Below are 24,344 nucleotides of genomic sequence, written 5' to 3' on the forward strand. Positions count from 1 at the left end.
TACTCATTATAGCATAAATACAACAGCCAAGGAGCTCATCCCCTTGGCTGTTGTGGCTAAACATTAAAACTAGAACTGCTTTCCGAATCAAGGCCAGTTAAATCTGCATTACCCAAATCCAACAAATAAATTCGGATTTTTTGAGAAAAGCTCATACCGTCTTGTGTTTCTTCAATTGTTTTCTTCACTACAGGAATGTTATCAGTTATGAGACCATCTACATCATAGAGTCTCATCCGTTGTACGGTATTTGAATCATTTACATCCCAGGCGTAGACTTTTTTCCCATAACCATGAGCCTTCTCAACAAATTCAGTATCTAATGTCGAGATTTCGACTGAAAAAGCATCCACATTACTTTTTGGTACGCCAATCAAATTATAAGTCATAATATAAGATACAAATGTAGACGTGTCTTGGTCTTTTAAGGTCCTTGAAAGATCGAAACTCAAAGTCTGTACCTGATGTTTATATATGGCGATGTCCTGTTTGTAGCGCTTCAAGAAGTTTTTACTCACGGCATCAAGGTTTGCATTCAGCGGTACCTTAATCTCAATCAAAAGTTTTTGCTTCAGTTTATTTGCTTCTTTTAAATACGCATCAAAGCTAGGGAGTGGTGCTGACTGCCCATGCTCATGCACTGTCAGTTTGGTTGCCTCATCTAGCGTCATTTGACTTACTTTTTTGTTCACTCCAGTGAGTAAACGCACATTTTCTTCGTGCATAACCACAAACTGTTTATCTTTCGTTTCACGGACATCAATCTCAACATAATCCGGATGATGTGTTTGACTGGTTTCAATCAAGGCAGGAATCGTATTTTGCACACCTTTCTGTTCTGAAACACCACGATGCGATATGATCAAGGGATCGGATAAGGTATCTTGGCTGAGGTAGTAAACATTGTAAATACAACTCGCAGCGAGAAACAAAAACAAAAGTAAGCTTAAGAAACTCCGAACAAACCAAACCCAACCTCTTGGAAGAATCCGAAATTCCTTTAGCTCAACTACAATTTTTTCTGGTGTCAACTCTTCTAGAAGATTAATGACAACATAGAAAATCAGAATCAAAGATAAAAGCATATGTAAGACAGCCAAAATCTGTATGATAAGCATAATCACCGTGGCAGATGCTAAGGCGATATTAGGCAAGTGTTGTTCAATTTCAGTTTGAACAAAGATCAAAGACTGACTCATTATCCAAAATGATACAAGTAGACTTATAAAAATTGCTGTGAAGCGCAAAAGAAACACTCTGAATTTCTTCTTACTCATCTTCCAACTCTCTGCCAGAGAAGTCCTTAGTTTCTTTTGCTGTAAGATCATCAGAGGTAACACAAAGATGAGACGATAACTAATATAAACCGATAAAACGGTGAGTAAAAGATAAGCGGCAAGGAGCCACCAGTTATTTGTTGCAATAAATTCTAAAATAAAATTAGGTACTTGAATCGCTGAAATAATATCAATACTGTTGGCAAAACCACTCAAAGGAAGCACCAGCATAAAGTAAAAGAGGAAAAAAATTATTAAAGATGGCCTGAGGTGTCTTAATCTTGAAGCAGTCGCATAGAGCAGTTCAGGTATCGTTACTTTTTGCTTCACCTTCACAAAATGAACCAGTATCGTCAGAAAGGCAAATTCCAAAAACACGGTGACTAAAATCAATACGAGAACTCCAACTAAAGCGAGCCCTGACATCGGATGTTCCCTAAAGATTGAAAAAACATTGTCAAAGGCTAAATAGTCAATTTCTTTTCGATTGAGTATATAATTTGTCGTTGCTGTAAGTGTTGGAACAACAACCAGCAAAACTAAGAGATGAAAAAAGATAGCTGGCCCAAAATAATTAAAGGTGTTTTTAAAAAAGTCTTTTGTCGATTGAAAAGTTTTACGCATTTTCCTTGCTTTCTTCTTTAGTGGTAAATATAAAAATACTTCTTTTTATTTTAGCATAATATATTCTGAATATTAAGAAGCTATTTTCTTCCGCTATTTTCAATGGACAGTTTCTTACTTTTGTGTACAAGAAAAAAAGCACCCCAGTGCTTTTTACTTTTATTAATCATTAAAATCATAACGTAATTTCATACGGTTTGAACCTGAGATAACCATACGACCAAGCATTTCAGTCATTGCTTTAAGTGCAAAGGCAGCCAGTTCTTCATTAGCAGCTTGTGGATCAGCTGCTGCTCCAGCTTTATCTGTCGCATTTTGTATTTCACGGAATTTGCCCATTGTTGCCAACTCATAAGTATCGCGAAGATCAACAAATTTACTGTAGTCAGTATCCCCTAGAAGCGCCGCTGTACAGCTGAGCCAGTACATGTTATTCAAATCAAATGTAGCTGTTGCATCACGGTAGCAAGCAGGTGTATCCTCAACATTCGTGTAAAAAGGTACAACATGGTTAAACGTATTAGCACCAAAGGCTAACCATTGGACACCCGCAAGTTTTTCATCCACATGGTTACGGATTTGCAGGATGTGCACACTGTGGTTACGGTTGATACCGATTGGACGGAAAAGTTGTGCTTGTTCTGGTGTATTCGTTGTACCATAAGTGTCAAATTCTGTATTTTCAAAGTGACTTGAAAGTACAAATTTTACATCTTCCACTGAGATTTTACGAGAAGCTTTACAGATAAATGGTAGCTCTGAATTTTGAGGATCATCGCTTGGCGTTCCCAAAGCATTTTGACCATACCAAGTGCGTGGGTTGTTATAAACACTGTCCTTAACTGAACTAGAGCCAAAGATATGACGTAAGTTATAACCTTCAAAATCTGGATTGAGAAGATTTTCATCAATCAAATCTTTCAAGTCTGCTGAGCAAAGCGTATCTTCACTTTCAAAATCAAAGTGATCAATATTCATACGGTTTGGCGCCACCACATAAGAGTCATCAGGGATACGGACAGCCGCCCAATGATGCCCACCAATAGTTTCCAACCACCATACTTCTTCTTTATCAGCAAAAGCAATACCATTTGGTTCATAAGTCCCGTATTGGTCTAAGAGGGCACCTAAGCGTTCCACACCTTCGCGTGCACTATGAATATAAGGTAAAACTAAAGTTACATAGTCTTCCTCGCCCATACCACTTTCATCATTATAAGGATCAAGCCCCAAGATGCGTGGGTTTGTGGTGATGGTTTCAGTGGCTGACATCGCTACGTTAGCGGAGTTAATACCCGCTGCTGCCCAAGTACCACTTGTCAAAACAGCATTTGGTGTTGCTGTATAACGCATTGGGTTTTCTGGAAGGTCCAATTCCAAAGCACTTAGAACTGATTTGTAGTGGCGGGGTTGTTCTTCTGGCTGAACCACGACAAAGCGTTGTGGGTCAAGTGCTTCGTGGCCATCGTCATTACGAGCGATAAGTGTTGAGCCGTCAATAGTGGCCTTTTTCCCTACTAAAATAGTAGTACATGAACCTTGTTTACGAGTAATCATAGAATCTCCTTAATATATGTTAAAATTTTGTTTCTATCATTTTTTAATTGGTTTTTAACAATCATTCCTTCAATCTGATGGAGTATCTTCCCTAGTTCTGGACCAGGTTTTATCCCTAAGGTTTGAATGATGTCATTACCAGTAACAGCAATCTCAGACTTATGATGAATTTGAAGCTGTTCATCATATAAGCGTGCTTGTTCGCCATCTATTTGTTTACCTTCAGCAAGTTTAAGCTGATCTACAAGTGTAACTTTTTCTAAGCCATAGCGATAAAGACTTTCAAGACTCCAAGCTTCTAGCTTATACGCTTCTGTCAAATCATAAACATACTTGATGAAGTCATTAGATACTTTCCATTTCTTCAAAAAAGCTTTTACATTAATTTGTTCAAAATGGACTAAAAGAGCTGCCCAGGCCTGTGCTGAGTTTCTAAAAGTAAAATCTTCATCTATGCTTTGAATCAGTTTACTTATAGCTTGCTCTTGTAAATCAGGGAGAAATTCATATGCTTGGGAAGTCAAAAGAATTTCTAGGCCTTTTTTCCAATTTTTTGCTAGAAGTAATTTATCTAATTCAATAAAAATCCGTTCAATAGAGATTTTACTCAAAAGGTGAGCACGTTCCTTCATCGCCTTGAAAGTTTCCTCTTCAATATCAAAATTCAAGGTTGCCGCAAAGCGCATCGCGCGCATAATACGTAGCGCATCTTCGTTAAAACGCTCTGCAGGAGCCCCAACTGCACGAAGGCGTGCAGCAGCTAAATCAGAGAGACCATCAAACATATCAATGACTTGCCCATGAGTATCCATAGCAAAAGCATTTATTGTGAAGTCCCGGCGTTTCAGATCTTCTGAAAGTTCTCGGACAAAATCTACTGAATCTGGTCGGCGATAGTCCGTATAAGCACTTTCTGTCCGGAAAGTAGTAATTTCATAATGCTCTGCTTCAGATTTACCAGCTAAAACGAGTACCGTCCCATGCTCAATCCCTACATCAATGGTATGAGGAAATATAGCCTTGGTTTCAGCTGGATAAGCACTGGTCGCAATATCAACATCATGAATGGGTCGTTGCAATAGCACATCACGCACGCTGCCTCCTACAAAATAAGCCTCAAAGCCATGTGCCTGTATTTTTTCTAAAACCGGCAAAGCTTGTACAAATTCTGACGGCAAATTCTCTAGTATCATATCTCTATTTTAGCACTTTTCAAATAAAAAAGAGTCAATGAGTTGACCCTTTGCGTAGAAAGAAAAAAATCCCTTGGAATTTCAAGGGATTTTCAAACGATTGCGGGAGCAGGATTTGAACCTACGACCTTCGGGTTATGAGCCCGACGAGCTACCTAGCTGCTCCATCCCGCGACGATAAAATTTAGTATATTCTTTTAACTGCCTTCATTTTAGCACACTTGCCCTCTTTCTGCAAATTGTCTGACTTTTTCTGCAACACCAAACGATAACTTAAAGATGAGGCAACATAACTTATGTAAAGCCATATATAAACAGACAAATAAAAAACGAAACCCAAAGGTCTCGCTTTTTATTTGTAACTAAGCCATTACTTTACTGCACACAAACGATAGATTGCTTCTGCATAAATCTCCATCGTTTTGCGCAAATCAGTGATGGCCCATTGTTCGTTTGCTTGATGCATATAATCAGGCGTTTCTGGGAACATTGCGCCAAAAGCGACACAGTTTTTCATTGTTCGCGCAAATGTTGCGCCACCTGAAACCATCGGTTCAGTTTTATCACCTGTAATTTCACGATAAGTCGATAAGAGCGCTTGAATCAGTTCGCTTTCGACAGGAACATACAGTGGATTTAACCAGTCATATTCTTTATATACAAGACCATATTCGCCTGCTTTAGTGGCAAGTTTTTCCGCTAATTTGTCTTTATCAACCGTTACCGGAATACGCATATCCACACCAATCTTGGTATGCTCTGGCGTAATCTCAACATCAGTGAAATTCATCGTTAACTCACCAGATTGTTCGTCAAATACTTTTCCAACAACATTTTCACCCGTAGCATTTTCTTGAACTAATTTTCCTAAGAAATTGAGAGGTTCAAAGTCAAAAACTTCAGATAGAGCGATTGCCAAGCGCAATGTCGCATTGATACCCTCTGGGGCAGCCATGGCATGCACACTTTTACCATGAACAGAAATACCTTGTTCTGTAGTTTCATATTCAAAACCATGAGCAGTTAGTGCTGCTTTTACTTCTTCTAATTTTTGAGAATGATAGGCTGCACGGTCGGGCACAACATTTAGAGCACCTGGAGAACTCAATGAGAATTCTTCTGTCCCAGGTCCAGTTAGATAAGCTTGAAGCAAACCTTTTTCCGCATAATTTAAAGGGAAATGCGAATCTGGGGCAAACCCCATCGTAATTGGTTCTTCTTTTTCATTATACTTATCCAAGCAACGCCAAAGGGTTTCTTCATCGGTTCCAAAGATAAAGCGTATACGGCCATCAAAAGTCACTCCCGCATCCATAAGCGCTTTAACTGCATAAAGTGCGGCCATACTTGGACCTTTATCATCCTGCGTACCACGTCCTATCAAAAGTCCATCACGTTCAACCATCTCGAAAGGATTTGTCTCCCATCCAGCTTGATCTGCTGCTGGCACAACATCCATATGGCAAAGCAAGCCGAACATCTTCTCCCCTTGACCAATCTCAGCATAACCATAATAACCTTCTGGATCTTGGAAAGTCGTGAACCCTAGTTCCTTGCAGAGTTTTAATACTTCTTCAAGGGCACCAAGCACGGCTCTCCCGAAAGGGTGACCTGAGCCAGAATCACTCTCGTCAAGTACTGACGCATGTTTCACTAAACGTCCGATAGATTGTACTGCTGCTGTTTGATGTTCATCTGTAATAAAAGTTTTCATATGACCTCCAACAAAAGCTTCCCCTATGGAAAGCCTTTTTATTCATTTTTTAAAGTACTGCGGCAACACCAAGGATAACCATAATAACGACGAGTTGAATCACAATCAACTTAGCCATAAATTTCCACCATGTTCCAATGTTAAAACGGGCAATAGCGAGGGCACCCATAACAACTGCTGATGTTGGTGTAATAAGGTTCAAGATACCTGAGGCAGATTGATAAGCTGTAATCACTAAGTCTTTTGAGACATTCGCAAACTCACCCATTGGGCCCATAATACCCATGGTAGCAGCTGCAAGACCAGATGTTGAAGGAATCAAGAAACTCATTGGTAGGTAGAAAATGAAAGTCAAGATGATAAAGAGGCTTGATGATAGGCCTTGAAGTCCTTGTTCTCCCCAATGCAAGATTGTATCTGTAATCATACCGTTATTCATTACAACTTGAATACCACGAGCTACAGCCACGACAATGGCTACCCCGATCATATCGGAAGCACCTTCTAGAAAGGCTGAGATGAACTCCCCTTCTTTCATACGGTAAACAAAAGCAACAACTACCGCCATAACGATAAAGAGCATTGTGATTTCAGGGAAGTACCAAGCACCAAATGGAACCATACTCTTCCCAAGTACAACGCCTAAACCAGGAATAGATGTTAACCATGTCGTAAAGTCGTTGAAGAAAGTAAAGTGTTCATTCAGCATATCCCATGGAACAAGTGACATAATCATGATAAGGAAACTGCCGAAGAAAACGACGTTCACCCATTTTTGACGTTGCGTGATATTTTCTTGTTTTTCAATAGAGGCAATATCAAAATGTTCAATGTCTGCTTTACGATTTTTATAAACTAATGATTTAGTTGGATCTTTCTCAATTTTTGAAGCATAACGATAAACATAGAGAATCGAAATACCGGTCAAGACGACCAACATGAAGAAACGTAAGCCCATCCCTTGGCCCATCGAAATACCGACAGCTTGTGATGCCACCCCAGTGGCAAAGGGGTTAACTGTTGAAGCCAAACATCCAACTTGTGAACCCACTAAAACAATAGCAACCGCTACAACTGTATCAAATCCTACGGCGATCATGACAGGGATAATCAATGCATAAAAAGCGAGAGTTTCTTCTGCCATACCATAGGTTGATCCACCTAGAGCAAAAAGAATCATCAAGACGGGGATGAGCATTTTTTCTTTGCCTTTAAAACGCTTAACGATTGAGGCGATACCTGCTTCAAGTGCTCCTGTTTTGTTGACAACACCTAAGAAGCCACCAACCATCAAGATAAAGAACGAAATGGGAATAGCAGCGGGTGTCGCTGGCACATTTCCATTTGCTTCTATACCCAGCATCCCATTAACGGGTGCCATAAGCATATCCCAAATACCTTGGGGATTTGAAGCAACTTGTGTGAATGAACCTGCAATGATATTCCCTGCATCATCCACCTTGTAATGACCTGCTGGAATAAACCAAGTTAATATTGCAATAAGAACAATAATGATAAAAAGAATCGTGTATGCCGATGGCATTTGGAATTTTTTCTTTTCAGCTTTTGCTTCCATAATATACCTCCTAATGTATATTTATACGTATAATAACAACTTTAGTTTAATATTTTTTTAAGTTAAAGTCAACCAAAACCTGTAACTTATAAAGCCAAGTTTCTTTTTTAATATTATGTCTGCGGTTTCATCCCTTACAGATACTGTATATTATAAAAATTAGAAAAAAATAAAAGGAAGTGTAGTTTTTACATACCCTTCCTTTTATTTCATTAATTTTTATACACTATCTTATTTTTTTGGGGAAAAGCCATAAGCAATTGCTCCCAAACCAAGATGGGTCGCAATGACTGGGCCAAAGGTTACAACTTCTACATCGTCGTAACCGTGGGAGATAGCAAAAGCATAAAGGTCATCAGCCTGATCTTTTGCATCTGCGTGGAGCACGTATACTTTATGCACTTTTGGATCACTATTTTCGAGCATAAGTTTTTTCAACTCACTCACTGCTTTTTTACTTGTTCGTACTTTATCATAGACTACGACTTTACCGTCTTCAGAGAACTGTAAAATCGGTTTAATATTGAGAAGAGTACCGAGTAGCTCACCACCTCGAGAAAGACGCCCGCCTTTAGCGAGCCAGTGTAGGTCGTCTACAAGCATGAAGGCATTGTCATTTTCTCTTTGATATTCAAATTGCGCCACAATCTCTTCAAAAGATTTTCCAGCATCGGACGCATCCAAAGCTGTCTCAATCATATAGCCTAAAGGACTTGAGGTGATAAATGTTTCTGGGAATTTGACAACCATATCTTCAAATTCATTTTGTAAATAAAAAGCATTTTGGTAAAAACCAGAAATTCCCGAGCTCAAAAAGGCCCCTAAAACATGGGTGAATCCCTCTTGTTTTAGATTTTTCAGCACTTCTTGTAACTCCAGAATACTGGGTTGAGATGTTTTAGGAGCTTCTGAAGTAGCAGCCATAAGCTTATACCACTCTTGATGCGTCATCTCACTTGGCTTATATTCTTTTCCTTCGATGGAGATGGGAATTTCCAAAATAAATAAGTCATCGCGCTTTTTATATTGTTCGGCAAAATCGGCCGAAGTATCTGTAATAATTGCTAATTTCATAATAAATAATTTTGAAAAATCCTTAAAATTGTAGATTAATCCCCGGTTGGTCAAGGGCAACCTCTGTTGTTTCGTAAACCAAGCGCTTCAGTAAATCAAAAAGAGGATCAGCAATTTGTGCCATTTCTTCTTGTTCTAATTCAGACTGTTCTTTCACTTGACGACCACGTACATAGTTCAGCTGACTTAACATACCTGATAATACAATATTTTCTAAAGGAATCATGTAAGTTAAAATCGCATAAATTGCTGTATCTTCAGATGTAGCACTTCCTTCTGGAATCTGGTCATGAGGAACCAGTTGAAATTGTACATTGATGTTTGTTTCTGGTGTGCCGTTTTCTTTTTCCCACTCATAATTACGTGCATCATAGTGAAATTGATTTACAAATTCTTTATCGCGTTCTAGTGTTAATGTCATTTCCATTCACTCCATTTTCTTATATTTTGGTCAGCAATATCTCCAAAATATCCTTTTTCATCTAAAAGCAGGGTCGCAACTCCTGCATTTATACCAGCTTCAATGTCTAGCGGACGATCACCTATCATAACTGTTTCATGAGGGTTAAGTTGGTACTTGTTTAGCAGATATTCCAAGGCTTCTGGACTTGGCTTACGTGCAAAATTTTGCTGACTCGTGATAATCTCTGTAAAGTATTTCCGAAGTTCCCCCAGATATTCAAATGTCGAATCATCGCGATGGCTTAGGACAAAGTTTCGTCCACCATTCTCGACAATTTCCGATAAAATATCAGGAATTTCAGTATAGACTTGAGGGTTATCTTGCAGTTCTAATTCTATTTTATGATAAAGATCCAAAAAATCTTGATTGGCAAACTCCTGGGCAAATTTACGAATAGAGAAGCGCTTAATATAAGCTTCCAAATCTCCTGGATATTCCACAGACATTTGCTTCATCGTCTCACGCAGAGCTACTAACATCACCGGATAAGTGTCAAAAAGAGTACCATCAAAATCCCAGATATAATTTTTCCACTCCATCAATAATCGCCACTTTCTGCTTTCAGCTGGGTTAAAATCTGCTGTTCTTCTTCATTAGCTTCATATTGTTCCAGTAAGTCTGGACGACGTTCCAAAGTTTTCTTCAGACTTTCCGTTAATCGCCATTTACGAATATTTTCATGATGTCCCGACATTAAGACACTTGGAACTTTCTTTCCTCGGAAGTCTTCTGGACGTGTATACTGAGGATATTCAAGCAAGCCTGAAGAAAAAGAATCGTCCTCATGACTAGCTGCTTTACCCAAAGCACCTGGCAGCAAGCGGACAACAGAGTCCACAATAACAGTCGCTGCTACTTCTCCACCTGTCAAGACAAAATCTCCCAGTGAAATTTCGTCCGTCACTAAATCCTTGATACGCTCATCATAACCTTCATAATGCCCACAAATAAAAATTAAATGTTCTTCCTGAGCGAGCTCTTCTGCCATCTTTTGAGTGTAACGTTTACCTGCGGGGTCCAGCAAGATGACACGCGCCTTTTCGTGAGGAATTTTTTCCATAGTATCGTAGATAGGCTGAGGCATAAGCAGCATGCCTTGACCCCCGCCATAGGGCATATCGTCCACATGTCTTTGCTTATTATCCGCATTTTCCCTAAAATCATGCGTGTGTAATTCAAGCAAACCTTTTTCTTGAGCTTTGCCTACAATGGATTGATTAAGCGAATCAAACATATTTGGAAAAATTGTTAAAATATCCACTTTCATCTTAGTCGTCCAAACCTTCCATTATCTCTACATCAACTCGTTTAGCTTTAACATCCACATTCAAAATAACAGGCGGAATATAAGGAAGGAGTAAATCACGCTTTCCTTTACGCTTAACCACCCAGACATCATTGGCCCCAGGCTGCAAGATTTCCGAAATCTGACCGATCAGATGATCATTTTCATATACATCTAACCCGATGATTTCATGATAATAAAATTCACCTTCGTCCAAATCCTTTAATTTGTCTTCGGCTATTTTCAAGCTGAATTCTTTAAAGCCTTCCACCTCGTTAATATGATAAAAGCCTTCAAATTTAACGACGTAAAAATTCTTTTGCTTGCGCGCTGTTTTCACTTTTAAGTCTTGGACATAATTTCCCTTTTTGTCAAAAAGAGCTAAAATTGTGTTTTTTGCAAAACGTTCTTCAGCAAAGTCGGTAACTGAAATCACACGAACTTCTCCCTGAAGTCCTTGTGTATTCACTATTGTGCCTACATTGTAAAATTTTGTCATAAGAGTATTTTACCATAATTCACATATTATTTCCCATCAGGATTCCAGCTTTGTCTCTTTTCCTTTATAAAATAAAAATAAGCAACAATGATTACTCAAAGTTGCTTATCTCCACATGGAATATAGATGAGTTCATAGACCACTTTATGCTGGTTTTCTTTGGTTTCTTGTGAGCCAAAAATATTATGTATATATTCATTTAGCATTTGTTCTGTAAATTGATCCTCAAAGTAATCATGAAAAAAAGATTTTGAAACTTCTTCTGTTTTCTCATACGAAAACTGTTTTGAAAAAAAGCTTTGTTTTTCTTTCTTTAAAAAGTTTTTGTAGTCTTCCATCCAGTTGAGTTGGGGATTAGTCTCTTGCTCATAGGGTGAAAACAAAGAATCTTGCTCTTCAATAAGCCGAAAAATAAGGCACCACTCTTGGCTTAGTTGGCACAAATCCCTTATCTTCTCGGGACTATCTAAGGCCGGATTCATTGCTGAAAAAACAACTTGAAACTTTTTCTCGCTCGTCATTAATGCTTCTTGACTTTGCTGAAGAAAACAAACATTCTCTTGTGTCTGCTTGGTCTTAGCAATCTCTAGCATCCGAGGAGATATATCCGCGAGCGTGTATTCAGATACATACTCTTGAAAAGACGACAAATACCGCCCGCTTCCCCCCGCTACATCTAGGAGGGTTTGGCAGGGAAAAATTTTTTCTTGAAATAAGAAGTCACTCAGTTCTTGAGCTATTGGAAAGGGGGATTCTTGTTGAATTTCTTCATATTCTTCTGCAAAATCATCCCAAAACTCAGCTAATTCTTGCTCCGTGGCTGTCATTGAGTTTCCCTCCGTCATTCTTCTTATCCTAAGGCAATAGCCAGAAAGTCTATCTGCTTATATAAAGGTTACCATATCTTACTATGAGACCCAAAATTATCATGGTATTTAGCTGGTGCAAGTGTCAAAGTCTCGCGATCAACGACACGTACATCATGATCTTCAAGTTCTACAATAATAATATTTTTAAATTTGTCTGTGTCAGCGGTAACTATCGTTGCTTTTTCGCCATTTGATAGTGTGATGATGTCTCCTGCTTGCATTTGTAAACCTTCCTTTCTGAGAAAGTACCATTCAGTTAAGTGAGCATACCTGAGTATTGCTACTTAATAATATATTGGGACTTATTTTACTCCACAATAATTCAAATATTTATAATAACCATACATGTTCACATATGTTTGCTTTTTGTTGCTGGAATCAAATATATACTCTTTAAAGTTTATATTTTTTCTCATTATCGACAATTCATAGTTTACTAAGCTCACTGGCTTTTCAAATATGAGTGAAATCTGCTGTTTTGTTCTTGATATTCCCATTTTTCATTCTCCTTTCATTTTCTCTTATCTCTTAACCAGACTTTAGATACGCCTCATGTTTTTTAATTCCAAATGGTATCATCTAAAATCTATTCTCTAAAACAATATAAAAATCCCTGACGAAGCAGGGAATTCATCTTCATATTGCGGGAGTAGGATTTGAACCTACGGCCTTCGGGTTATGAGCCCGACGAGCTACCTAGCTGCTCCATCCCGCGATAATAATAAAAGATAACGAACTCCAAAGAGTATCATCGGTTTTTGTATAAGCTCATCATCTTTATGGATGTTACTCAAAATGGTGTACCTCATTGTAGCACACTTATAACAAATAACCTAATCCATCGTAGATGTTATTTCAAGTTCATGAACTTACTTCTAATGATATTATTTTCTACTTCGAGACGTTTCACCTTTTTTAGTAATTTATCATTGATACTTCTTAGCTTTTTATTTTCTACTTTGATACTCTCTTCACACTTCTTTAACACAAAAGTCCTTAACATTTGTCTCCTTTTAAACTTATTCTTTAGCCTGCATGCTATTATTTTTTCTTATCATGTCTAGTTTGCGATGCTTACTGGGGATAAACTGTCTTATCTCACTCTCATTAAAGCCTACAAAAAGTTGCTTCTTGCCCGTGATAATAGGTGTTTGTAATATTTCGACATGTTCATCTAAGTAATCGATAGCTTCTTCAAAGGACATGGTATCAATGCTGTTGACTGCTGCTCTTGTTCTCGCATTCATGGTGCGTCTGTTTTTTAAAACATCATCAAAACCATTATCCGTTAAAAGTAGCAAATCTTTTAGTTCATAACGTGAGATTTTTGAAATCTCAATACATGTCATTTCTATTCTATGAGTTTCAAGCCAGGCAAGTGCTTGCTTGCTGGACATACAATTTTTACGCCAATAGACTTTGAGCATAATATTCATTCTCCTCATAGTTTGTTTGTTAAAAAAGGCACTCTAAAGAGTGCCTTTTAATTATGCTTTGTTGATATTTGTGGCTTGTGGTCCACGTTGACCTTCGCCCATATCAAAGGTAACTTTTTCACCTTCTTCAAGTTTTTTGAAGCCGTTACTTTGAATTTCTGAAAAGTGTGCAAACACATCTGTTCCATCTTCAGCTGTAATGAAACCAAAACCTTTAGTGTCATTAAACCATTTTACTGTTCCTTTTGTCATAGTATATATATTTCCTTTCTTCTAGATTGTAAATCATTATGGTAAAAGAAAACATTTAAAATATATAACTTTGACTAAACTTACTTATTATATTATATCATGACTTTTCATAATTGTCAAACTATTAAGACTTTATATTCATAATTATACATGAGCTACTCCTTTGGTAATTTATTTTTAGTTAAATTAAATAGGATGCATTACTAGAAATAAAAACAAATTAGTTGAATGAAGTTTCAGCCTATGCTAGATTATTATTAAAGGCATATGTTACAGAATATGAGAAAGAGGGGGATTTATAGTAACTTCTGAGTTGTTGAAGTTATTATTTGAATCTTTTTGCATGCCCTATTGTGCGAAATTTTGGGAGGATAAAAACAATGTTTCAATTCAAAGAGTATCAAGCTAAGGATTTTGATGAGTCCCTAGTAAAACAAGTCAGTGGCGATAAGGATACTATCCTTTATTTTTATAATCCTGACAAGTCGTTCTTTAATCGCTTAGAAGAGATGTATCAGCAAGACTTCTGCTCCTGGTTTTACGAAGAAAGAGAAGCGATGTATCAGCTAGGGAGTGAAATAAACGATGGCGAGTATCTTAACATTCTTTTACTTTATCCAAAAGAAAGAAACGAAGAAAAGTTAAACCGAATGGTCGATTCACTCCTCATTCTAAGATATGATAAAGTGACCCTTGTTATTACTGAAAAGAAGGAAGCTTTTATCTCTGATTTTCTCCACCAAAATAATGATAAAGAAATGGCAAAAGGCGGAAATCTCCTCGGCATTATTAATGCTGCCCTAGGAAATATGATAGAGGACGCTAGAAAAATTCGTGATGATATCATTTCCCTCGAAAACTCACTGAACAAAAACGGGCCTGGCCGTACTATTTTTAACGATCTCCTTCAGCTTAAAAAACATCTCATCACTCTGACTTTAACCTATGATAGTGATGACAAGTTGATAGAATTCTTTAAGAGAGAAAAAGACACCTTAGGGATAGACGAGCACGGACCGAACGGTATTATCCATATCGAAGAAGATTTAGATGGCTTAAAAAAACTGGCCGCATCCTATAAACAATATCTTACCAGTCTCGATACGATGGTAAATAGCCTGAGCTCTTTCCGACTCAATGCCATCATGAAAACCCTCACGGAAATCTCCATTGTCTTAACTGTCCCAACCATGATTTATGGTTTGTGGGGGATAAATCTAAAACTGCCCTTTGAAGATTATTCTTTCGGATATCTGATTGTTATTGGTATTTCATTCATTATTAGCCTTGGGGTTTGGTACTGGATAAGAGCCATGAGAAGGCTTTGACTACCTTAGTTCAAATCTAAATTATGAAAAAGAATTGGCCGCTGCCAGTTCTTTTTTTGTACCTCCTACTTTTTGCCTCTTCTTTTCACACCCTACGCCTCATATTTTTGAGTATGCCATTTTTTTCGCTCCTTTTTCGCTCCTTATTGATGCGCTCTAGGGGTACTTCATTGAGGAAAATACGACTGCCTTCGAGATGAAAGCCAAATTTTTGGTAAATATGATGTATGTGCTACCGTTTTTCTGATCCTCCCTCATCTTCCGTGGATAGCCATCCAGTGATTTCGATTTTTTCGCCGAATATTTGACTACAATAAAACTCCCCTTAATCTGAATGAGGGGAGTGAGAATTTCGGTAGCATTATCATTATTGGTGGATGATTAAGGCAGGACGTACTCCCCCACCAAGAGAGGTATTCGTACGAGCAAGAAGGCCAGACAAGCCGCCATCGGAACCCACAACCCAAGCAATGGAGCTAGGAGCGGGTGTACGGAGCCACCACCATCCTATAGCAGAGGATCCACGTTGAGCAGGATACGGAAAAGCTAGGTCTTGGCCAGATAAACGGGCCACATCCGCAAGGGAAAGGGCAAAGGCGCGTGCTGTTCCTGCAGGGACAACTTGAGTGATATCGCCCGAAACTGGACTTGTTAAGTTACTGGGAATCCATCTTGTACCTCCGGTATAGGACACTGCACTGTCCGCAACTTCTCCTGTCGTAAAGCTATTGGCGACAGGCTGAACCATGACTTGGACAGCACTGTCAAGATTGCTATACCAAGAAGTAAGTTCCGCTTCTTGGTCGTTCCACGACACATTACGGATGGCATTGTTACGGATAATCATGTGGTTGCCATTGCCCATATCCTCAAGATAGCGATATTGCTCTCCAGCCATAGTAAAGAGTCGGCCCGGAAGCATAGCCCCAAAGTTAAAAGCAGAGGGTGGAGAATCCACATCAGCACGCGGGTTCGAGCCTTCCCCATCCATGGCATTGTTACGAATCCCTGTGAGGAAGTCGGCTAAGCGGTCATGCCCATCAGGCAGGAAGTCGTCACTGTTGTCGGGACTAACCAGTCCACTCTCCACATGGATACCATAATAGTACGAACCATTGAAGACCGTGTCTTCGATAGCAGCGGTCATCTCTGCCGCATCCAGCAGGTAAGAAGTTGCTTCGCCCGGTTCAAGGAGTGAGGCCCAGTAAGCCCAGCCTGTTTGGTGGTCTACGACCCAGAAGTCACCAATCTGTTGGTAAGGTTGAAGTTGCGCCCACTGCTCGATGGTCATTGGGGGACGTTGTTGGTGCAGGTTTTGGGCGGCATCATTGGTGATGGCTTCGCCCGGCCAAGGTGGGGTTGGGGTACTGTTGTCAAAGCTGTCACCCTCCGACCAGTAATCATCTGTTCCATCTCCGGGGTGTGTGGCACCATCGGTCGTGCCGTCTGTTGCTCCACCTCCTGCGATATAGTCCCGGGCATGCCCTGCGGCGGCCGTCATCTGGTCCATGTTGTCATGGTTGAAAGTCGGCATGTACCATGGGGCATCTCGTCCTTCACGGCTCCAGCCAAAGGTCAGGCGAGCGTAGCGGTCAAACGCGTTGGACGGGTCGGTGTTGAGACGGTCATTGATATTGGTGGGGTTAGGTATCCATGTGGTCCAAGAGTCCAAGTTGTTACGCTCTGTGCCCGCTACAAGCTGAGTCCAGCTGTCTTGACCGGTTTGGCGGGTTTCTAAAAACTCCGACAAGCGGATACGGGCCATGATGGGACGTTCGCCGTAGTTTTCGACAAAGACATCTTTGTTTTCGGTGTCACGGTTATAGTAGTCGTGAACACGACCACCCACGTTAATCTCGATTTGGTTTTCTCGATCATTAATGGCCCGCTGGTTAAAGGCGGTAAAAGCGTAAGTGCCTCCGATGAGGAGCAATAAGAGGGAGAGGAGGACGGAGTTGCGTAATCTCCGGTTCTTTTTCTTTTCTGGTGTCATAGTGATACCTTTCTTTCTTGATTTATCTCTTTTTATCTTTCAACTTCAAACTTTCGTGTCCTTAGGGCGGGCCACGAAAAAAGCGCTCCAGAGGTCCCGAGCGTTTAGGTGCAAGTAAAAAGAGGCGGGTGTCTACCGCTTGTGCTGTGCTGTGCTGTGCTGTGCTGTGCTGTGCTGTGCTGTGCTGTGCTGTGCTGTGCTGTGCTGTGCTGTGCTGTGCTGTGCTGTGCTGGCCAATTATAAGTCATCACTTTTACCCCGTCAAGTCTTTTAAAACAAACTAAGAATCTCTCTCATAATATTTTAACATTTGTTTCTTATAAGTTAAAATGATTTCAACGAGGTTACAATGAGCACAACTGCATTAATTGCTTGAAGAAGAAAAACTTCAGAAATAAAAAAACATCAGAGAATTCTCTGATGTTTTTTTATTTCTGATTTACTCGTATATTACGTCTTTTAGCAAAGTCTTCCATCATTACTTTCCGGACATCTCGGGGTAAGAATTTACGTATATCTTCCTCATGATACCCCACTTGAAGATGGTTGTTATCAATAATTAAGGGTTGGCGCAGTAACATTGGGTTATCAATAATGGCCTGTATTAATTCTTTTATAGTCAGTGAATAAAAGTCTTCTTTTAGACTTTTGATTGCTTTTCCTCTACGTGTAATCACGTCTTCAGAGCCTTCTTCGGTCAAAGAAAAGATAGCAAGTACTTCTTCTTTAGTAAGTTCTTCTTTTGACAAATCTATTTCTTGATACTCAAGTTGATGATCCTTAAGCCATTTTCTGACCTTCTGTGATGACGAATTGGCGGTTGCTGTATATAGCTTGATCATAATTTTTTTCCCCTTACTCATTATTATTAGGAGCTTTTTATATTTTTTTTCAAAATCTTATTTTTAGTATACTCTTCTTTTCTTATTTCTGAGTTAACCATTTCTTAAACCAACTTTAAATAGGACATAAGCAAATAAAAAAAGCGTAAGTCACACTTACGCCTTGCTCTTTATTATTGATCAACCAAGAGTCGAACTTTTTTGCCTTCAACAGGCACAAAGTAAACCACTGTACGGATAGCTTGAATGATACGCCCTTGGCGTCCGATGATACGGCCAATGTCGCCTTCAGCTACTTCTAAGTGATATTCCATAAATTCTTCACCCTCAACTATTTCCAACGAAACAGCATCTGGCTCTGTGACTAAAGGTTTTACGATAGTCATCACAAGTTCTTTCACATCTTTTTGCATTTCTTACCTCTACTCTGACTAGACTTAGTCCAAATTATTGTGAAATTGACAAAAAACGGCTTAAGCCGTTTTTACCATAATTATTTGCTGAATTTTTGTTCGTGGAATTTTTTCATAACGCCAGCTTTTGAAAGGATGTTACGAACTGTATCAGATGGTTGTGCACCATTGTTGAGCCATTCCATAACGCGGTCTTCTTTCAAAGTTACTTGGTTTTCAGCTACAAGTGGGTTGTAAGTACCAACTGTTTCGATGAAACGACCATCACGTGGTGAACGTGAATCAGCGATGTTAATACGGTAGTAAGGTTTTTTCTTTGAACCCATGCGAGTCAAACGGATTTTTACAGACATGTTATATTTCCTATTTCTATTTTTTTATTACTTAACTATTATAGCATAAATTTTTGTCCTGTCAAGAAAAAAACTTGACAGTGTTTTTTTCTTTTTAACTTTGGCGTATTTCCAATAATAGTTTTTCTGCTATAGCTTGGTTCATCACTTTTTCTTGGCGAAGTTTTTGGCTCAGCAACTGAATTTCATCCTCTTTTGCACCCACAGTCATGGCTAACGCGCGAACTTGTAAACTCATATGACCTTGTTGGATACCTTCAGAAACCAAGGCACGTAAAGCTGCCAGGTTTTGAGCCAAGCCCACTGCTGCCATCACTTGTGCCAGCTCCTTGGCTTTGCTAATTTCCATAATATCCAAAGCAGCTTGGGCTTTGGGTAGAACCTTAACGGCTCCACCAACTGTAGCCACGGGCAGAGGAATTTCTAAGCTTCCAAAAAGTTTGCCGCTTTGGACGCGCCATTCTGCCAAGCCCTGATAAAGGCCTTCTTTGCTCGCATAAGCATGGATACCTGCGGCTACTGCTCGCGTGTCATTTCCTGTCGCTAAGACTAGGGCGTTAATGCCATTCATGATACCTTTATTATGTGTCGCTGCACGGTAAGGATCAAGTTTTGAAAAGCGTGATGCTGCTTCTATTTTTTCAGCTACTTCCTGTCCATTGTCAGTTTTACTGAGCTTCTCAATGGGAATTTCACAGCTTACTTTTACTAAAGATTCTGTCGCATAGTTGCTCAGGATACTAAACAAGATTTTTTGTTCGGGAAACCAGGTGCGAAAAAGGCTTGCAACGCCTTCTAAGATTGCATTGACGATATTTGCCCCCATGGCATCTTGTACATCCACCTTGAAGTCTACGGAGACAAAGCCTTCGGACTCAAAAGCTCTACTGCTTATATCTTTTAAGCCTCCACCACGTTTGATAATGGAAGGATAAGCTTCTTCTGCTGCTCTGAATATCCCCGCTTGGTTTTCCTGAATAACTTGCATTAATTGCGCAGCATCTGGTACATCATAAAAGACAATCTGTCCACGCATCAGACGTTGAGAAATATCAGCTTGAAAGGCGCCTGCTATCTTTGCACCATTACTCGCGGCTGCGATAACAGATGGTTCTTCGGTAGCCATGGGGACCAGATATTCTTTTCCATTTACTACAAAGTTCTGAGCCAAGCCCATAGGGATTTCGAACTCACTGAACTGGTTTTCAATCAAGTTATCTGCTACTGTCGCATCAAGCGCTATTTGCTCAAGCTTTTTTCGTGTGTCTGGTTTTAAGTCAAGAAAATCCAGACGTTCTGCTGGACTCATTTGATAAAATTTTTTCTTCATAGTCATAAATTAAAGTAAATTAGGATTTTCTAAAAGCACAGCTAAGCCAAGTCCGCCACCAATACAGAGGCTCGCAATACCATAGCGTTTATTTTCACGTTGAAGAGCATGCGCCAAAGTCGTCAAAATACGGGCACCCGATGAGCCAATAGCATGTCCTAAAGCAATAGCTCCACCATATATATTCACTTTTTCTTCTGGAATATCGAGCTCTTGGTTCACAGCCACACTGGATGAAGCAAAAGCTTCATTGATTTCAAATAAATCAATGTCATCCAAACTAAGATCTGTACGCTCCAAGAGTTGGCGTATCGCTTTAATGGGAGAAACACCCATAATTTCAGGGTCAATACCGACTTCTTCACTGGCCAGTAATTTTGCCAGAACAGGGAGGTTTTTTGACTCGGCATAATCGTTGCTGGCTAAGATTACTGCTGAAGCTCCGTCGTTCACAGGTGAAGAGTTCCCTGCGGTAACAGTTCCGTTCTCCCTAAAAGCTGTACGCAGAGAACCGAGTTTTTCTAAGGAAGAATTTGCGCGAATCGTTTCATCTTCCGTGATATCTGAAAAAGGAACAATCTCTTTTTCAAAAGCACCGGATTCACGCGCCGCTAAAGCTTTCTCTTGTGAGTGCTGAGCAAACGCATCTTGTGCTTCACGGCTAATCTCAAATTGCTCAGCAATGGTTTCGCCTATCAAGCCCATAGACTCACCATTAAAGGCATCTGTCAAGCCTTCCGACATCATGGTAAGTACTTCTTCGCCAGTTTTGCGGTGACGTAGAGTTGGTGATTGAGACATTGATTCTGTCCCTCCAGCAATTACTACATCTGCTTCCTCGAGTTGCAAAAGTTGTTTAGCGAGAATCACTGCCTTCATACCTGAACCACAAACTTCATTAATCGTTGAAGCAGGTACGTGGTTAGACAAACCACTATTAATCGAGATTTGACGCGCGATATTTTGACCTGTACCAGCCTGTAGTACATTCCCAAAAATCACTTGTTTCACATCATCTTTAATATCTGCATGGCGTTCGAGTAAGTTTTTAACGACATGAACACCCAGTTCTGCAGCTGTCTTATCTGACAGAGCACCATCATATTTTCCGACAGGCGTACGAAGCGCATCGATAATTACTATTTCTTTCATAAGCCAATTCTATATTGATAATGAAATAAAGTCAAATATATTCCACTAGTAGCTCTATATTGCGATTTGTAAAAAGATTTTTTAAAATAGCATTCAATGAGTTTCATATTAAATGTAGAAATGTAGTTAATTTTTTGTATGCGGAGTAATCATACTGTAACGTATTTTAAAAGAGTAACCAATATGATATAATGACTGGGTAGAAGTTTATGGACGGTAGCCTAACTGGAGGTGATGCTTATGAAAAATTGTAGGCGATAACCTCACAATACAGAAAGGCGACAAATTTTGTCGATATATGAAACACTCTCATTGATGATCGCATTTGCGTTATTAATGATTACAGTGGTAAATAAAAACGATAAAAAATAACGTCCAACTTTAGCGAGTGACGTTATTTTACGTTAATACGAGCTACCGTTCTTAATACGGCTACACGGGACTAGTTACAGCTAGTCCTTTTTATTTACTTTCATTATAACACCGCTCTATCGTAATAGCAAGGGAAATAAAGAAGAACGAAAGACATATAAATCTATTATCACTTCTTCGATCGTTCTTTCAATTTTTCCATTTAAGAAAGTTTGAAAACCGTAGCGGGTTGCGAAGCTACTTGTTACCATATAGTTTCTCTTTTTCATATCATCTTTATCTTCGGATTGTTTTAACTTCCAAACTGAACGTGCACCTAGTAAACGAGTCAAGCAACAACGATATGATTTGCTGTATCTCGCACTTGTTCGGCAATGGTGTAGTATCATCACGGGTAATTGAACCGGTACTCAATTTATTGCATGAAGTACAAGACATATTGTTTTCCCCAATCAAATAGTCAAAAGTTTTTTCCAATTTTTAATCTTTTATGTTAAAATTGGAGCTTAAACATACAAATTTATAAAGCTTATAAACTGGAGGATATATATGAATATTGGTATTGATAAACTTGCCTTTTTTGTTCCTGAAACCTATGTAGATATGACTGATTTGGCAGTAGCACGTGACATCGATCCCGCTAAATTTCATATTGGGATTGGGCAAGACCAGATGGCTGTCAATCCGATTAGCCAGGATCTTATTACCTTTGCAACCAATGCTGCAGCTGAAATTTTGACTGAAGAAGATAAGCAAGCCATCGACATGGTTATTGTGGGAACGGAGTCTTCTGTTGATGAGTCAAAAGCTTCGGCTGTGGTCGTCCATGGACTCCTTGATATTCAACCCTTTGCGCGTTCAATTGAACTTAAAGAAGCGTGTTATGCAACAACTGCTGGCTTACAAATGGCTAAGGACCATGTTCATCGTCATCCAGACCGTAAAGTATTGGTGATTGCTACAGATATTGCCAAATATGGCCTAAATACTGGTGGTGAACCCACCCAAGGAGCTGGAGCCGTTGCGATGCTTATCACTGCTGAACCTCACATTTTAGCTCTTAATGATGACTCTGTCAGCTTGACCCAAGACATATATGATTTTTGGCGTCCATTTGGTGACGCTTATCCTACAGTGGATGGGCAGTTTTCAAATGCCACTTATATTGATGCATTTGCTAAAGTTTGGAAAGAATACGCACGTCGTACTCACTTAAACTTTGCTGATTTTGCAGCCTTGGCTTTCCATACCCCTTATACAAAAATGGGTAAAAAAGCACTTCTTCCTCAACTGGAAAATGAAAGTGCTGAAGTTCAAGAACACCTTCTTGCACAATATGAAAAAGGTATCGTTTATAATCGCCGTGTCGGAAATCTTTATACAGGTTCCCTCTATTTAAGTCTTATTTCTCTCCTTGAAAATGCCGATAACCTAAAAGCAGGTGATAAAATCGGACTGTTCAGCTATGGCTCTGGTACGGTCGCTGAGTTTTTCTCAGGTCAGCTCGTTCCTGGTTTTGAGCAACATCTTCGCAAGTCAGAACACCAAGCTCTTCTAGACAATCGTAAAAAGCTTTCTATTTCTGAATACGAAGAAATGTTTTCAGAAACTCTTGATAGTCACGTCGATCAAGTATTCTCTGACAAGTTACGTTTCAGTTTAGCGGAGTTAAAAAATTCTACACGCCTCTATCGAAAATAAATAAAAAAAAGAACCCGTGGTTCTTTTTTTATTTAGAAAATTGTCGGTACCAAACCACCGTCCATACGAAGCGCTTCACCTGAGAAAGCACCTGCAAGAGGGCTTGCCACATAAGCTACAAAATTTCCAATTTCTTCTGGATAGATTAAACGTTGAATCGTTGAAGTGGGACGATTATTTAACATGAACATTTTACTTCTTTCTTCAAGAGAAGCTACCTCTGGATAAAGTGAGGCTAAGAGGCTTTCTACGCCTTCTGTCAATGTAGAGCCTGGCATGACGGTATTGATAGTCACAGTGCTGCCCACTGTTTCACGGCTTAATGATTTGGCTAAAGACAGATTCATTGTTTTGGTCATCGAGTAATGTGGCATCTCTGGACTCGGCATAATTGCCGCTTCGGAAGCAATGAAGACAACTCGTCCATTGGCATTTTTTTCAAGCATCTTAGGAAGATAGAATTTTGTGAGCGCAATTCCTGCGATCGAATTAACTTCGAAATAGCGGCGCCATTCATCTAACTCTATTTCTTCAAATTTCGCATCATTGAATATCGCCATGTTATTAATTAAAATATCCACTTCTGGAAAAGCTCTAAAGAGAACTTGCCGTTCGTTTTCTACAGACAAATCATAGGCTGCTGGATAGAATTCTCTCTGAGGAAATTTTTTTCTGAGTTGATCAACGACCTTCTCGACAACCTCAATGGAGCGACCATTAATGATGACATTTGTCCCTTCAGCAGCTAGACTCTCAGCAATCGCACGACCAATACCTTTTGTTGATCCTGAGACTAAAGCGAGTTTGTTTGTTAATTTTAAATCCATTTTTTATTTTTCCTTTCGTTTCCGCATAACTTTACTGCTACATAATAGTGTATGGTTCTTATTATAACACTTGTAAGTCTTCCCCCTTCTCTGTTGAGTTTCTAAACTCTTGTTCAAAAGAGAAGGCCATTCATTAACATTAAAAAGTTCTACCAACATCTTACGTTTTGGTAGAACTTCTGTTTTTCCTATAGTTTCTTAAAATCGGTAGCTG

At 39.4% G+C, this 24,344-nt stretch carries 25 protein-coding genes and 2 tRNA genes; 3 read left to right on the forward strand and 24 right to left on the reverse strand.

Going from position 1 to position 24,344, the window contains the following annotated elements; translation table 11 throughout:
• Positions 1-56: 56 nt before the first annotated feature.
• The 17 genes from I6G50_RS04445 to I6G50_RS04525 form a co-directional block, all read right to left on the reverse strand.
• Positions 57-1,901 carry a glycerophosphodiester phosphodiesterase gene (locus I6G50_RS04445; RefSeq protein WP_197909301.1) on the reverse strand — a complete coding sequence of 615 codons (1,845 nt, stop codon included), beginning with the start codon at positions 1,899-1,901 and terminating at the stop codon, positions 57-59.
• Positions 1,902-2,063: 162 nt separating this feature from the next.
• On the reverse strand, positions 2,064-3,458 hold the full coding sequence (locus I6G50_RS04450; RefSeq protein ID WP_081166607.1) for a C69 family dipeptidase: 1,395 nt from the start codon (positions 3,456-3,458) through the stop codon (positions 2,064-2,066).
• Positions 3,455-4,651, reverse strand: a complete 1,197-nt coding sequence (locus I6G50_RS04455; RefSeq protein ID WP_197909302.1) for a CCA tRNA nucleotidyltransferase — start codon at positions 4,649-4,651, stop codon at positions 3,455-3,457. Before I6G50_RS04455 ends, I6G50_RS04450 begins: the two co-directional genes overlap by 4 nt.
• A gap of 100 nt (positions 4,652-4,751) precedes the next feature.
• Positions 4,752-4,825, reverse strand: a tRNA-Met gene (locus I6G50_RS04460).
• 196 nt (positions 4,826-5,021) lie between these two features.
• Entirely contained in the window at positions 5,022-6,365 is a 1,344-nt protein-coding gene (locus I6G50_RS04465; RefSeq protein WP_197909303.1) for a M20 family metallopeptidase, read from the reverse strand.
• A gap of 49 nt (positions 6,366-6,414) precedes the next feature.
• A complete protein-coding gene (locus tag I6G50_RS04470; RefSeq protein ID WP_081166596.1) occupies positions 6,415-7,941 on the reverse strand; it encodes a YfcC family protein in 1,527 nt (508 codons plus the stop codon).
• A 231-nt stretch (positions 7,942-8,172) separates the two neighbouring features.
• Positions 8,173-9,015 carry a DegV family protein gene (locus I6G50_RS04475; RefSeq protein ID WP_197909304.1) on the reverse strand — a complete coding sequence of 281 codons (843 nt, stop codon included), beginning with the start codon at positions 9,013-9,015 and terminating at the stop codon, positions 8,173-8,175.
• A 22-nt stretch (positions 9,016-9,037) separates the two neighbouring features.
• Positions 9,038-9,436: a DUF1149 family protein gene (locus I6G50_RS04480; RefSeq protein WP_004260441.1), complete on the reverse strand. Its 399-nt coding sequence runs from the start codon at positions 9,434-9,436 to the stop codon at positions 9,038-9,040.
• Positions 9,433-10,017, reverse strand: a complete 585-nt coding sequence (locus tag I6G50_RS04485) for an HAD-IA family hydrolase (protein ID WP_197909305.1) — start codon at positions 10,015-10,017, stop codon at positions 9,433-9,435. Before I6G50_RS04485 ends, I6G50_RS04480 begins: the two co-directional genes overlap by 4 nt.
• Positions 10,017-10,745: a tRNA (guanosine(37)-N1)-methyltransferase TrmD gene (gene trmD, locus I6G50_RS04490; RefSeq protein ID WP_004260447.1), complete on the reverse strand. Its 729-nt coding sequence runs from the start codon at positions 10,743-10,745 to the stop codon at positions 10,017-10,019. Before trmD ends, I6G50_RS04485 begins: the two co-directional genes overlap by 1 nt.
• A gap of 1 nt (position 10,746) precedes the next feature.
• Positions 10,747-11,262 carry a ribosome maturation factor RimM gene (gene rimM, locus I6G50_RS04495; protein WP_004260449.1) on the reverse strand — a complete coding sequence of 172 codons (516 nt, stop codon included), beginning with the start codon at positions 11,260-11,262 and terminating at the stop codon, positions 10,747-10,749.
• Positions 11,263-11,357: 95 nt separating this feature from the next.
• The gene (locus tag I6G50_RS04500; protein ID WP_197909409.1) at positions 11,358-12,089 is read right to left on the reverse strand and encodes a class I SAM-dependent methyltransferase; all 732 of its coding nucleotides are present in this window, start codon (positions 12,087-12,089) and stop codon (positions 11,358-11,360) included.
• A 68-nt stretch (positions 12,090-12,157) separates the two neighbouring features.
• Positions 12,158-12,352: a hypothetical protein gene (locus I6G50_RS04505; RefSeq protein ID WP_004260457.1), complete on the reverse strand. Its 195-nt coding sequence runs from the start codon at positions 12,350-12,352 to the stop codon at positions 12,158-12,160.
• A 420-nt stretch (positions 12,353-12,772) separates the two neighbouring features.
• Positions 12,773-12,846 (reverse strand) — tRNA-Met (locus tag I6G50_RS04510).
• Positions 12,847-12,981: 135 nt separating this feature from the next.
• Positions 12,982-13,134: a hypothetical protein gene (locus I6G50_RS04515; protein ID WP_004260460.1), complete on the reverse strand. Its 153-nt coding sequence runs from the start codon at positions 13,132-13,134 to the stop codon at positions 12,982-12,984.
• Positions 13,135-13,150: 16 nt separating this feature from the next.
• A complete protein-coding gene (locus tag I6G50_RS10500; RefSeq protein WP_004260464.1) occupies positions 13,151-13,558 on the reverse strand; it encodes an ArsC/Spx/MgsR family protein in 408 nt (135 codons plus the stop codon).
• 60 nt (positions 13,559-13,618) lie between these two features.
• On the reverse strand, positions 13,619-13,819 hold the full coding sequence (locus I6G50_RS04525) for a cold-shock protein (protein ID WP_004260467.1): 201 nt from the start codon (positions 13,817-13,819) through the stop codon (positions 13,619-13,621).
• A 380-nt stretch (positions 13,820-14,199) separates the two neighbouring features.
• Between I6G50_RS04525 and I6G50_RS04530 the strand changes: the two genes are divergently transcribed.
• The gene (locus tag I6G50_RS04530) at positions 14,200-15,147 is read left to right on the forward strand and encodes a CorA family divalent cation transporter (RefSeq protein ID WP_197909306.1); all 948 of its coding nucleotides are present in this window, start codon (positions 14,200-14,202) and stop codon (positions 15,145-15,147) included.
• A gap of 367 nt (positions 15,148-15,514) precedes the next feature.
• On the opposite strand, the gene I6G50_RS04535 is transcribed toward I6G50_RS04530, so the two are convergent.
• The 6 genes from I6G50_RS04535 to I6G50_RS10510 all read right to left on the reverse strand — a co-directional run bounded on the left by I6G50_RS04535 (position 15,515) and on the right by I6G50_RS10510 (position 21,230).
• A complete protein-coding gene (locus tag I6G50_RS04535) occupies positions 15,515-17,140 on the reverse strand; it encodes a DUF6273 domain-containing protein (RefSeq protein WP_197909307.1) in 1,626 nt (541 codons plus the stop codon).
• Positions 17,141-17,568: 428 nt separating this feature from the next.
• A complete protein-coding gene (locus I6G50_RS04540) occupies positions 17,569-17,982 on the reverse strand; it encodes a Spx/MgsR family RNA polymerase-binding regulatory protein (RefSeq protein ID WP_003136778.1) in 414 nt (137 codons plus the stop codon).
• 173 nt (positions 17,983-18,155) lie between these two features.
• Complete coding sequence (locus I6G50_RS04545; RefSeq protein WP_081166573.1) at positions 18,156-18,395, reverse strand: KH domain-containing protein; 240 nt, start codon at positions 18,393-18,395, stop codon at positions 18,156-18,158.
• Positions 18,396-18,475: 80 nt separating this feature from the next.
• Entirely contained in the window at positions 18,476-18,748 is a 273-nt protein-coding gene (gene rpsP / locus I6G50_RS04550; protein ID WP_003136780.1) for a 30S ribosomal protein S16, read from the reverse strand.
• Positions 18,749-18,842: 94 nt separating this feature from the next.
• A complete protein-coding gene (locus I6G50_RS10505) occupies positions 18,843-20,078 on the reverse strand; it encodes a hydroxymethylglutaryl-CoA reductase, degradative (RefSeq protein WP_232252377.1) in 1,236 nt (411 codons plus the stop codon).
• Positions 20,079-20,087: 9 nt separating this feature from the next.
• Positions 20,088-21,230, reverse strand: a complete 1,143-nt coding sequence (locus I6G50_RS10510; protein WP_232252378.1) for a thiolase family protein — start codon at positions 21,228-21,230, stop codon at positions 20,088-20,090.
• 315 nt (positions 21,231-21,545) lie between these two features.
• Here I6G50_RS10510 and I6G50_RS10515 point away from each other — a divergent pair, with 315 nt between their 5' ends.
• Positions 21,546-21,602 carry a hypothetical protein gene (locus I6G50_RS10515; RefSeq protein WP_230315958.1) on the forward strand — a complete coding sequence of 19 codons (57 nt, stop codon included), beginning with the start codon at positions 21,546-21,548 and terminating at the stop codon, positions 21,600-21,602.
• Positions 21,603-22,151: 549 nt separating this feature from the next.
• Complete coding sequence (locus I6G50_RS04560; protein WP_003136784.1) at positions 22,152-23,303, forward strand: hydroxymethylglutaryl-CoA synthase; 1,152 nt, start codon at positions 22,152-22,154, stop codon at positions 23,301-23,303.
• A gap of 32 nt (positions 23,304-23,335) precedes the next feature.
• Here the strand turns inward: I6G50_RS04560 and I6G50_RS04565 are convergent, their stop codons facing one another.
• Positions 23,336-24,130: an SDR family NAD(P)-dependent oxidoreductase gene (locus tag I6G50_RS04565; RefSeq protein ID WP_197909308.1), complete on the reverse strand. Its 795-nt coding sequence runs from the start codon at positions 24,128-24,130 to the stop codon at positions 23,336-23,338.
• Between the last annotated feature and the right edge of the window lie 214 nt (positions 24,131-24,344).

This window comes from Lactococcus garvieae, from assembly GCF_016027715.1.
Taxonomy (GTDB): Bacteria; Bacillota; Bacilli; order Lactobacillales; family Streptococcaceae; genus Lactococcus; species Lactococcus garvieae_A.